4 protein-coding genes, 1 tRNA gene, 3 rRNA genes and 2 pseudogenes are annotated in these 12,027 nt (G+C 52.8%); 8 read left to right on the plus strand and 2 right to left on the minus strand.

The window, feature by feature from the left end:
• Positions 1-333: 333 nt before the first annotated feature.
• From JNO11_RS00005 to rrf, 4 genes are all read left to right on the plus strand, one after another.
• A 16S ribosomal RNA gene (locus JNO11_RS00005) occupies positions 334-1,876 on the plus strand.
• A gap of 88 nt (positions 1,877-1,964) precedes the next feature.
• Positions 1,965-2,039: transfer RNA gene (locus JNO11_RS00010), tRNA-Glu, on the plus strand.
• Positions 2,040-2,269: 230 nt separating this feature from the next.
• Positions 2,270-5,183: ribosomal RNA gene (locus tag JNO11_RS00015) — 23S ribosomal RNA — on the plus strand.
• A gap of 198 nt (positions 5,184-5,381) precedes the next feature.
• Positions 5,382-5,497, plus strand: a 5S ribosomal RNA gene (gene rrf, locus JNO11_RS00020).
• The 16S, 23S and 5S rRNA genes sit together here with 1 tRNA gene alongside, the layout of an rRNA operon.
• 86 nt (positions 5,498-5,583) lie before the next feature.
• Here the strand turns inward: rrf and mobB are convergent.
• Together mobB and mobA are read right to left on the minus strand one after the other, a co-directional pair.
• Complete coding sequence (mobB, locus tag JNO11_RS00025; RefSeq protein WP_033759293.1) at positions 5,584-6,090, minus strand: molybdopterin-guanine dinucleotide biosynthesis protein MobB; 507 nt, start codon at positions 6,088-6,090, stop codon at positions 5,584-5,586.
• Position 6,091: 1 nt separating this feature from the next.
• Positions 6,092-6,658: a molybdenum cofactor guanylyltransferase MobA gene (gene mobA / locus JNO11_RS00030; RefSeq protein ID WP_325176810.1), complete on the minus strand. Its 567-nt coding sequence runs from the start codon at positions 6,656-6,658 to the stop codon at positions 6,092-6,094.
• A 44-nt stretch (positions 6,659-6,702) separates the two neighbouring features.
• Between mobA and JNO11_RS00035 the strand changes: the two are divergent.
• The 4 genes and pseudogenes from JNO11_RS00035 to polA all read left to right on the plus strand — a co-directional run bounded on the left by JNO11_RS00035 (position 6,703) and on the right by polA (position 11,834).
• Positions 6,703-6,979 (plus strand): annotated as a pseudogene (locus JNO11_RS00035) (YihD family protein).
• A 45-nt stretch (positions 6,980-7,024) separates the two neighbouring features.
• Positions 7,025-8,011, plus strand: coding sequence for a serine/threonine protein kinase (locus JNO11_RS00040; RefSeq protein ID WP_010258460.1), 987 nt, complete (start codon positions 7,025-7,027; stop codon positions 8,009-8,011).
• Between the two features lie 26 nt (positions 8,012-8,037).
• Positions 8,038-8,667 (plus strand): thiol:disulfide interchange protein DsbA, encoded by a 630-nt coding sequence (dsbA, locus tag JNO11_RS00045; protein ID WP_010672112.1) that lies wholly within the window; start codon positions 8,038-8,040, stop codon positions 8,665-8,667.
• A 378-nt stretch (positions 8,668-9,045) separates the two neighbouring features.
• Positions 9,046-11,834 (plus strand): annotated as a pseudogene (gene polA / locus JNO11_RS00050) (DNA polymerase I).
• The last annotated feature ends 193 nt before the right edge of the window (positions 11,835-12,027 follow it).

Genomic DNA, 12,027 nt, shown 5'->3' on the forward strand with positions numbered 1-12,027 from the left:
TCCCTATAATGCGCCTCCATCAACACGGAACACCGGCAACGGAAAACGGGTTGAGAGGCACAGGAGACTGCGCCGCCGGAGAAAAACTTCTGAGAAAGAGGTTGACTCTGCAGGAGGAAAGCGTAATATACGCCACCTCGCGACAGGACGCTAACGCACTGTTCGCACTGCTCTTTAACAATTTATCAGACAATCTGTGTGGGCACTCGCAGGATTGATATCAGCGTCTCCGGACGTAAAAAAATATCAAGCCTCACGAGTGAACACATAATGAAATTCATTATGACGTTTTACAGATGAGCACCGCTTAACTTGTTTAAGCAAATCAAACTTAAATTGAAGAGTTTGATCATGGCTCAGATTGAACGCTGGCGGCAGGCCTAACACATGCAAGTCGGACGGTAGCACAGAGGAGCTTGCTCCTTGGGTGACGAGTGGCGGACGGGTGAGTAATGTCTGGGGATCTGCCCGATAGAGGGGGATAACCACTGGAAACGGTGGCTAATACCGCATAACGTCGCAAGACCAAAGAGGGGGACCTTCGGGCCTCTCACTATCGGATGAACCCAGATGGGATTAGCTAGTAGGCGGGGTAATGGCCCACCTAGGCGACGATCCCTAGCTGGTCTGAGAGGATGACCAGCCACACTGGAACTGAGACACGGTCCAGACTCCTACGGGAGGCAGCAGTGGGGAATATTGCACAATGGGCGCAAGCCTGATGCAGCCATGCCGCGTGTATGAAGAAGGCCTTCGGGTTGTAAAGTACTTTCAGCGGGGAGGAAGGCGACGGGGTTAATAACCCTGTCGATTGACGTTACCCGCAGAAGAAGCACCGGCTAACTCCGTGCCAGCAGCCGCGGTAATACGGAGGGTGCAAGCGTTAATCGGAATTACTGGGCGTAAAGCGCACGCAGGCGGTCTGTTAAGTCAGATGTGAAATCCCCGGGCTTAACCTGGGAACTGCATTTGAAACTGGCAGGCTTGAGTCTTGTAGAGGGGGGTAGAATTCCAGGTGTAGCGGTGAAATGCGTAGAGATCTGGAGGAATACCGGTGGCGAAGGCGGCCCCCCTGGACAAAGACTGACGCTCAGGTGCGAAAGCGTGGGGAGCAAACAGGATTAGATACCCTGGTAGTCCACGCCGTAAACGATGTCGACTTGGAGGTTGTTCCCTTGAGGAGTGGCTTCCGGAGCTAACGCGTTAAGTCGACCGCCTGGGGAGTACGGCCGCAAGGTTAAAACTCAAATGAATTGACGGGGGCCCGCACAAGCGGTGGAGCATGTGGTTTAATTCGATGCAACGCGAAGAACCTTACCTACTCTTGACATCCAGCGAACTTAGCAGAGATGCTTTGGTGCCTTCGGGAACGCTGAGACAGGTGCTGCATGGCTGTCGTCAGCTCGTGTTGTGAAATGTTGGGTTAAGTCCCGCAACGAGCGCAACCCTTATCCTTTGTTGCCAGCGATTCGGTCGGGAACTCAAAGGAGACTGCCGGTGATAAACCGGAGGAAGGTGGGGATGACGTCAAGTCATCATGGCCCTTACGAGTAGGGCTACACACGTGCTACAATGGCGCATACAAAGAGAAGCGACCTCGCGAGAGCAAGCGGACCTCACAAAGTGCGTCGTAGTCCGGATCGGAGTCTGCAACTCGACTCCGTGAAGTCGGAATCGCTAGTAATCGTGGATCAGAATGCCACGGTGAATACGTTCCCGGGCCTTGTACACACCGCCCGTCACACCATGGGAGTGGGTTGCAAAAGAAGTAGGTAGCTTAACCTTCGGGAGGGCGCTTACCACTTTGTGATTCATGACTGGGGTGAAGTCGTAACAAGGTAACCGTAGGGGAACCTGCGGTTGGATCACCTCCTTACCTGAAGATACCTTCCCGCGCAGTGTCCACACAGATTGTCTGATAAAAAGTAATGAGCAGGACGGCTGCGAAGTCGTGACACTTTTGTGTCCCCTTCGTCTAGCGGTTAGGACTCCGCCCTTTCACGGCGGCAACAGGGGTTCGAATCCCCTAGGGGACGCCACCTGCTTGGTGACAGGTGAAAGGTGTCTCCATACAGTATCTCAAAACCGATTTGGTTGCGTAAGCAGCCGGGCCGCGTTTGAGATATTTGCTCTTTAACAATCCGGAACAAGCTGAAAATTGAAACGACGCAGCGCGTCATTCCTCCGTAATAAGGAATGACAATGCGATGCGTTCGAGTCTCTCAAATGCTTGCAACACGCAGCGTTGAAAAACGCCTGTGGGTTGTGAGGTTAAGCGACTAAGCGTACACGGTGGATGCCCAGGCAGTCAGAGGCGATGAAGGACGTGCTAATCTGCGTAAAGCGACGGTAAGGTGATATGAACCGCTACAGCCGTCGATGTCCGAATGGGGAAACCCGGTGCACTCTGTGCATCATTGCAGCATGAATACATAGTGCTGCAAGGCGAACCGGGGGGAACTGAAACATCTAAGTACCCCGAGGAAAAGAAATCAACCGAGATTCCCCCCAGTAGCGGCGAGCGAACGGGGAGCAGCCCAGAGCCTGAATCAGTTTGTGTGTTAGTGGAAGCGTCTGGAAAGTCGCAGGGTACAGGGTGATACTCCCGTACACAAAAACACACATGCTGTGAGCTCGATGAGTAAGGCGGGACACGTGGTATCCTGTCTGAATATGGGGGGGACCATCCTCCAAGGCTAAATACTCCTGACTGACCGATAGTGAACCAGTACCGTGAGGGAAAGGCGAAAAGAACCCCGGCGAGGGGAGTGAAACAGAACCTGAAACCGTGTACGTACAAGCAGTGGGAGCCTTCTTTATGGGGGGTGACTGCGTACCTTTTGTATAATGGGTCAGCGACTTATATTCTGTAGCAAGGTTAACCGTATAGGGGAGCCGCAGGGAAACCGAGTCTTAACTGGGCGTTAAGTTGCAGGGTATAGACCCGAAACCCGGTGATCTAGCCATGGGCAGGTTGAAGGTTGGGTAACACTAACTGGAGGACCGAACCGACTAATGTTGAAAAATTAGCGGATGACCTGTGGCTGGGGGTGAAAGGCCAATCAAACCGGGAGATAGCTGGTTCTCCCCGAAAGCTATTTAGGTAGCGCCTCGTGAACTCATCTTCGGGGGTAGAGCACTGTTTCGGCTAGGGGGGCCATCCCGGCTTACCAACCCGATGCAAACTGCGAATACCGAAGAATGTTATCACGGGAGACACACGGCGGGTGCTAACGTCCGTCGTGAAGAGGGAAACAACCCAGACCGCCAGCTAAGGTCCCAAAGTCATGGTTAAGTGGGAAACGATGTGGGAAGGCACAGACAGCCAGGATGTTGGCTTAGAAGCAGCCATCATTTAAAGAAAGCGTAATAGCTCACTGGTCGAGTCGGCCTGCGCGGAAGATGTAACGGGGCTAAACCATGCACCGAAGCTGCGGCAGCGACACTATGTGTTGTTGGGTAGGGGAGCGTTCTGTAAGCCGTCGAAGGTGTGCTGTGAGGCATGCTGGAGGTATCAGAAGTGCGAATGCTGACATAAGTAACGATAAAGCGGGTGAAAAGCCCGCTCGCCGGAAGACCAAGGGTTCCTGTTCAACGTTAATCGGAGCAGGGTGAGTCGACCCCTAAGGCGAGGCCGAAAGGCGTAGTCGATGGGAAACAGGTTAATATTCCTGTACTCGGTGTTACTGCGAAGGGGGGACGGAGAAGGCTATATCAGCCGGGCGACGGTTGTCCCGGTTTAAGCGTGTAGGCGGAGTGTCCAGGTAAATCCGGACGCTTGTTAACGCTGAGGCGTGACGACGAGGCACTACGGTGCTGAAGTGATAAATGCCCAGCTTCCAGGAAAAGCCTCTAAGCATCAGGTAACACAGAATCGTACCCCAAACCGACACAGGTGGTCAGGTAGAGAATACCAAGGCGCTTGAGAGAACTCGGGTGAAGGAACTAGGCAAAATGGTGCCGTAACTTCGGGAGAAGGCACGCTGGCGCGTAGGTGGAGGGACTTGCTCCCCGAGCCGAAGCCAGTCGAAGATACCAGCTGGCTGCAACTGTTTATTAAAAACACAGCACTGTGCAAACACGAAAGTGGACGTATACGGTGTGACGCCTGCCCGGTGCCGGAAGGTTAATTGATGGGGTTATCCGCAAGGAGAAGCTCTTGATCGAAGCCCCGGTAAACGGCGGCCGTAACTATAACGGTCCTAAGGTAGCGAAATTCCTTGTCGGGTAAGTTCCGACCTGCACGAATGGCGTAATGATGGCCAGGCTGTCTCCACCCGAGACTCAGTGAAATTGAACTCGCTGTGAAGATGCAGTGTACCCGCGGCAAGACGGAAAGACCCCGTGAACCTTTACTACAGCTTGACACTGAACATTGAGCCTTGATGTGTAGGATAGGTGGGAGGCTTTGAAGCGCGGACGCCAGTCTGCGTGGAGCCAACCTTGAAATACCACCCTTTAATGTTTGATGTTCTAACGTAGGCCCGTAATCCGGGCTGCGGACAGTGTCTGGTGGGTAGTTTGACTGGGGCGGTCTCCTCCTAAAGAGTAACGGAGGAGCACGAAGGTCAGCTAATCACGGTCGGACATCGTGAGGTTAGTGCAATGGCATAAGCTGGCTTGACTGCGAGAGTGACGGCTCGAGCAGGTGCGAAAGCAGGTCATAGTGATCCGGTGGTTCTGAATGGAAGGGCCATCGCTCAACGGATAAAAGGTACTCCGGGGATAACAGGCTGATACCGCCCAAGAGTTCATATCGACGGCGGTGTTTGGCACCTCGATGTCGGCTCATCACATCCTGGGGCTGAAGTAGGTCCCAAGGGTACGGCTGTTCGCCGTTTAAAGTGGTACGCGAGCTGGGTTTAGAACGTCGTGAGACAGTTCGGTCCCTATCTGCCGTGGGCGCTGGAGAATTGAGGGGGGGTTGCTCCTAGTACGAGAGGACCGGAGTGAACGCACCACTGGTGTTCGGGTTGTCATGCCAATGGCATTGCCCGGTAGCTAAGTGCGGAAAAGATAAGTGCTGAAAGCATCTAAGCACGAAACTTGCCCCGAGATGAGTTCTCCCTGACTCCTTGAGAGTCCTGAAGGGACGTTGAAGACTACGACGTTGATAGGCCGGGTGTGTAAGCGCAGCGATGCGTTGAGCTAACCGGTACTAATGACCCGTGAGGCTTAACCTTACAACGCCAGAGGCGTTTTTGAGAGACACAATTTTCAGCCTGTACCGGATAAAAATTAGCGGAAACGAAAGATTTTGCGGCGTGACAAGGCGCAGAGCGAGGACGTCAGCGGGAGCATACTGAAGTATGTGACCGGTGTGGCTGAGCGATGGCAACACGGTCATGGCGTAAAAGATTCGTTTCGTGCACCAAGATTTGCCTGGCGGCTTTAGCGCGGTGGTCCCACCTGACCCCATGCCGAACTCAGAAGTGAAACGCCGTAGCGCCGATGGTAGTGTGGGGTCTCCCCATGCGAGAGTAGGGAACTGCCAGGCATTAAATAAGTGAAGAAGCCCCGCACGGAAGTGCGGGGCTTTTTTTACGTCTGCAGATCGTGAAAAACTGCATCACAACATCCATTTCAGCGTTTCTCAAGCCAGTCGGCAATGAAGTCTGCAACGCTGTCCGGACGATTTATATCCAGAACTGGCACGTTCAGCGTTAATTTCTGGTCGCTGGCGACAGCGATTACCTGCTCATCAAGCAGTTCCTCGATCCCACCCTTGATCCCGGCCCGCCATAAAACAATTTTAGGTACGGGTTCATCTTTGAAGCCTTCGACCAGCACGACCTCAAGCGTAGCGTGATCCATGCGGCTGAGTAGATAAGGCAGATTAATCGACTGCTTTTCCGGCGTCTCACACATCAATGCCCATCGCTCTGAACTGGCCAATATTACCTGACTGGCACCCGCTTTTCTGAGCAGATAGCTATCTTTGCCTGGCGTATCCACATCCATCTGATGATGGGTATGTTTAATCAATCCTGCGCGGATACCTTTATCGCCGAGAATCGGTATCACCTGCTGCAATAGCGTCGTTTTCCCGGTTCCACTCCAGCCCACAATGGCAAGTATAGGTAATGACATGTCAGCCTCTGTTGTTCAGGTCATCAGGCGTATTGATATTGCGGAAGGCAGCCTCATCCTCATCCATCCGGACAGCATGGCCACCGTGGTCGCGCAGAAAATGCATAAGACGTCGTTCTCCAGCCTGAAGATAGTCATAAAGAGGTGCAGCCATTTCCCGATGAATCAGCGCCAGCGTAGGATGATCGCGCGACTGTGAACGTACCCAGACTGCCGGCGCCTCACCGCGTTGATCGACCAGTTTTTCGACGAAGTAGAGAGGTATTGCAGGCGTATCGCAGGAGCAAAAAGCGGCCCATTCACCGTCGATGGCGAGCAACCCACTGTAGATCCCGGCCAGCGGACCGGGATAATCCTCAAAGACGTCCTGCACCACGCGGCATCCGCTTAACTGATAGCGATCAATATTACGATTCGCGTTAATCATGACAATGTCGACTTGTGGCCTGAGCCGTTCAAGGACATGCTGATAAAGCGGCCTGCCATCCAGCTGTACTAACCCTTTGTCCTGACCACCCATACGGCGGCCCTGACCACCGGCCAGAATGATGCCGGTTAATATTGTCATGACTGTGCCCTCGCTGATGACGCACTGTGAAAGGAGAAATCTGAATGAAATGCCATCGTTTAAACGAGTTAATCGCGTTGCTGCAACCCGCCTGGCAAAAAAGAGCCTGATCTTAATCTGGTCACATTTTTGCAGAAACTGGCTCAGGAATCTGGTTTCCGTGGCCCGTTAAGTGAATTAACCGATGATGTATTAATTTACCATCTCAAGATGCGTGACTCAGCCAGCGATGATGAGATCCCAGGCCTGAAAAAAGACTATGAAGTTGATTTCAAAACAGCACTGCTCCGCGCACGGGGTGTCATTAAACAGGACGAGTAGTGTTATCCTTGGCTGCTATTTGCAAGGGCAACTACAGGTAACATGATGAGCGACGCTGCTTTTAACTTCCAGACATTGAATCCCGACGTGTTGCTTGATGCGCTCTGGGAAACAGGAATTCGCGTCGAATCGGGTCTGACAGCCCTGAACAGCTACGAGAACAGGGTTTATCAATTCAGCGACGACGAAAAACGCCGCTATGTTGCGAAGTTTTATCGCCCACAGCGCTGGCGTGCCGAACAGATTGCTGAAGAACATCAGTACGCACTTGATCTGCTGGCTGACGAAGTGCCCATCGCGGCGCCACTGCGGTTAAAGGGTGAGACACTGCATAGTCACGCTGGCTTCTTCTTTGCCGTATTCCCCAGCCTGGGCGGACGACAATATGAGACAGACAACGAAGATCAGATGGAGTGGGTAGGCCGCTTCCTGGGCCGCATTCATCAGACCGGGCGTAAAGCGCTGTTCAGGCATCGGCCTGCCATCGGTCTGGATGAATATCTGCATGAACCCCGGCAGGTGCTGGAGCACTCTCTGTTAGTGCCTGCATCGCTTAAAGTCGCACTGCTACAGGCTATCGATAAGCTGGGAAACACGCTGCAACAACAGTGGCACACCACGTGGCAGCCGCTACGATTACATGGCGACTGCCATCCGGGTAATATCCTGTGGCGTGACGGACCGCTGTTTGTCGATCTGGATGATGCCCGTAATGGCCCGGCCGTGCAGGATCTCTGGATGCTGATCAGCGGCGATCGTCAGGAACAGCGTATTCAATGGGATATACTGCTGGAGGCGTACAGTGAGTTCAGTGATTTTGATATTAATGAATTGTCACTGATTGAACCTTTACGCGCCATGCGCATGGTTTATTATCTGGCCTGGGTTGTCCGACGCTGGCAGGATCCCGCTTTTCCGCGCGCTTTCCCCTGGATGACAGATGAAGATTTCTGGCGCAGGCAAATTTCACTCTTTACCGAGCAGGAGAAGCTGTTGCAGGAACCTCCTCTGCAGCTGACACCGCAATATTAATGACGTAGTCAGGAGAATTTTTCACGATGAAAAAAATTTGGTTTGCACTGATGGGTTTAGTGCTGGCATTCAGCGCATCTGCTGCCCAGTTCACTGAAGGTAAACAATATGTGAGTCTGCCTAAACCTGTGGCCGGCGAACCTCAGGTGATGGAGTTCTTCTCCTTCTTCTGCCCGCACTGCTATCAGTTTGAACGTATTTACCACGTCAATGACGCGGTGAAAAAGAATCTGCCTGCTGACACTAAGATGGTGAAATACCACGTCGATTTTCTCGGTGGAGAGCTGGGGCCGGTCGTGACCCAGGCCTGGGCTGTCGCGATGGCGCTGGGCGTTGAAGATAAAGTGACAGCACCGATCTTCGATGGCATTCAGAAAACGCAGACCATCACCGATCCTGCCAGTCTGAAAGAGACCTTTGTCAAAGCGGCCGGTATCTCTGCGGCGGACTATGATGCAGCCTGGAACAGCTTCGCCGTAAAAGCGCTGGTTGCGCAGCAGCAAAAAGCCGCTGCTGATGTTGATCTGCGTGGTGTGCCTGCTATTTTCGTGAATGGCAAATACATGGTTAACAACGGCGGTCTTGATACCAGCTCTATGGATAATTTCGTCGCAGACTATGCGAACGTGGTTAAATTCCTGGTAAGCCAGAAGTAATCAGCCTCACACCCCCGTTAAACGCCAGCTCTGCTGGCGTTTTTTTTATGCCTTTGAACAACGGGCCAATTTTTGTCCATCTCCAGGGCATAAATTTAATATCCACACAAGGGATCGCGCTATTAAAAATAGCGATCGGGTCACGGAAATTAAATAAGCCAATGAAATTTATGGTTTTTATTCAAGTGTCGATTATTTATTTTCCTGAAAAACAGCGCGTTATAATTTTTACGCACAAAGTTATCCACAGAACGATCGTTGCGATCCTGTCCCCAAAAGCGTGAAAAACTCCAGACGTGGCACGCCTTAGTTCACCATTTCTGCCTGGTTGTGGCATCCTTATAGCCCAACTCATAGCAACGAAGACTACACAGACTTATGGCGCAAATAGCAGAAAATCCCCTGATTCTGGTCGATGGCTCATCCTATCTTTATCGCGCGTATCACGCGTTTCCGCCGCTGACCAACAGTGCAGGTGAACCCACTGGTGCCATGTACGGCGTGCTCAACATGCTGAAAAGCCTGCTGGCGCAATACAATCCGAGTCACGTTGCTGTGGTGTTCGATGCCAAAGGCAAAACCTTCAGGGACGAGCTGTTTGAGCATTACAAATCTCACCGTCCCCCGATGCCTGACGAGCTCCGTGCACAAATTGAGCCGCTGCATGAGATGGTGCGGGCAATGGGGCTGCCGTTGCTGGCTGTGAGCGGCGTCGAGGCTGATGATGTCATCGGTACGCTGGCGCTGGAAGCGGAGAAAAAGGGTCTCTCAGTGCTGATCAGCACTGGCGACAAAGATATGGCGCAGCTGGTCACGCCCGCCATCACGCTGATTAACACCATGAGCAACACCATTCTGGGACCAGAAGAGGTTGAGCAGAAATATGGTGTTCCACCCGCATTGATCATCGACTTCCTTGCCATGATGGGTGATAGCTCCGACAACATTCCTGGCGTGCCAGGCGTCGGTGAGAAAACGGCACAGGCGTTGCTGCAGGGGCTGGGCAGCATGCAGACGATCTATGACAATCTGGACAAAGTGGCCGATCTCGGCTTTCGTGGTGCCAAAACCATGGCGACCAAACTTGAGCAGAATCGTGATGTGGCGTTTCTCTCTTATCAGCTGGCGACCATTAAGACAGACGTTGAGCTGGCGCTGCCCTGTGAAGAGCTCACAGTCACTGAACCCGATACAGAGGCATTGCAGGCCCTGTTCAGTCGTTACGAGTTCAAACGCTGGCTGAGTGACCTGCAGGACGGTAAATGGCTGCAGGGTAAAAAAGAGCACTACGCAGGCGCAAAAAGCGCAGGCCGATGAACCGGCCCCGGTGGCTGAAACCAGCAGCGTGTTACCGACCGAGGGTTATGCCACCATTCTGGATCAGGATCTCTTTGATAGCTGGCTGGAGAAGCTGAAAAACAGCGAGGTCTTTGCGTTTGATCTGGAGACCGACGCGCTGGATACCCTGAGCGCTAACATCGTCGGCATCAGCTTCGCGGTGGCGCCCGGTGAAGCCGCCTATCTGCCGGTTGCCCATGACTATCTTGATGCGCCTGATCAACTGGATCGCGCTACCGTTCTGGCACAGCTCAAGCCCTTGCTGGAAGATGAGAGCGCATGGAAAGTTGGCCAGAACCTGAAATACGATCGCGGCGTGCTGAAAAACTACGACATTGAACTGGCCGGTATCAAATTCGACACCATGCTTGAGTCCTATATCCTCAACAGCGTGGTGGGCAAACATGACATGGATAGCCTGGCCGCTCGCTGGCTTAACCATAAAACCGTGACCTTCCAGGAGATCGCCGGTAAAGGCAAAAATCAGCTGACGTTCAATCAAATCGCATTAGAGCAGGCATCTCATTACGCTGCCGAAGATGCAGATGTGACCCTGCAGCTGCATCTGAAGATGTGGCCAGAGCTGGAGAAAGAAGCGGGCCCGAAAAAAGTCTTCGAACAGATTGAGATGCCGTTACTGACAGTGATTTCGCGCATAGAGCGCAACGGTGTGTTGATCGATCAGTCTATTCTGGCGCAGCATTCGAAAGAGCTGACGGCCCGACTGGCTGAGCTTGAGTTGAAAGCGCATGAGCTGGCGGGGGGAACCCTTCAACCTCTCATCCACCAAGCAGCTTCAGGTGATCCTGTTTGAAAAACAGGGCATCAAGCCCACAAAGAAAACACCAGGCGGCGCGCCGTCAACCAGCGAAGAGGTGTTAGCCGAGCTGGCACTTGATTATCCGTTACCCAAAGTGATTCTGGAGCATCGCGGCTTATCCAAACTTAAGTCTACTTATACGGATAAATTACCGCTGATGATCAATCCGATCAGTGGCAGGGTACATACCTCTTATCATCAGGCCGTCACCGCAACCGGACGCTTATCCTCTGCCGATCCGAATCTGCAAAACATTCCGGTGCGTAATGATGAAGGACGCCGAATCCGTCAGGCATTTGTAGCGGCCAAAGGCCATCGCATTGTGGCGGCAGACTATTCACAAATCGAACTGCGTATCATGGCGCATCTCTCTCAGGACAAAGGATTGCTGGACGCTTTTGCCCAGGGCGAAGATATCCACCGCGCGACGGCATCCGAAGTGTTTGGCGTGGCGCTGGATAAGGTCAGCGGCGAACAGCGTCGCAGCGCCAAAGCGATCAACTTTGGTCTGATTTATGGCATGAGCGCCTTTGGTCTGTCACGTCAGTTGAATATCGGTGCGGGTGAAGCGAAAAAGTATATGGATCTCTACTTTGAACGCTATCCGGGCGTCCTGCGCTATATGGAGAACACACGCCAGCTGGCGGCGAGTAAAGGCTATGTCGAAACGCTGGAAGGCCGTCGGCTGTGGCTGCCCGATATTAAATCCGGTAACGCCATTCGCCGGAAAGCCGCTGAACGTGCCGCGATCAATGCGCCGATGCAGGGAACGGCAGCGGATATCATTAAGCGGGCAATGATTGCCGTGGATAACTGGCTGGAACAGCAAAACGACAATGCCGTCAGAATGATCATGCAGGTTCACGATGAACTGGTGTTCGAAGTCAAAGCCGAGGCGGTTGAAGAGGCGAGCCAGAAAATCCGTGCGTTGATGGAAGGTAGCGTACAGCTCGACGTACCTTTACTGGTTGAAGTCGGTGTGGGTGACAACTGGGATGAAGCCCACTGATTCGATGCGTGTGGTCGGTTCTGAAGAACAGAACCGGCCCTGAATCAGGTATAAGAAAATCGTTTAGTTGACCGGTTTAGCGTGGTTAACGCTGGCACTGAGAGAAAACGCTTTTCTAACTGCTTATGGTCTAAACACTTTTTTCGTCATTAAACTACATCGCAACGCTATTTTTGTGACGTGCATGGTAAAA

The organism is Pantoea sp. 1B4, assembly GCF_016925765.1.
GTDB classification, from domain to species: domain Bacteria; phylum Pseudomonadota; class Gammaproteobacteria; order Enterobacterales; family Enterobacteriaceae; genus Pantoea; species Pantoea agglomerans.

What these genes read in the sequence shown, in the direction of transcription:
- dsbA (WP_010672112.1), top strand. Translation starts at nt 8,038, where the DNA reads ATGAAAAAAATTTGGTTTGCACTGATGGGTTTAGTGCTGGCATTCAGC.
- mobA (WP_325176810.1), bottom strand. Translation starts at nt 6,658, where the DNA reads ATGACAATATTAACCGGCATCATTCTGGCCGGTGGTCAGGGCCGCCGT.
- mobB (WP_033759293.1), bottom strand. Translation starts at nt 6,090, where the DNA reads ATGTCATTACCTATACTTGCCATTGTGGGCTGGAGTGGAACCGGGAAA.
- JNO11_RS00040 (WP_010258460.1), top strand. Translation starts at nt 7,025, where the DNA reads ATGAGCGACGCTGCTTTTAACTTCCAGACATTGAATCCCGACGTGTTG.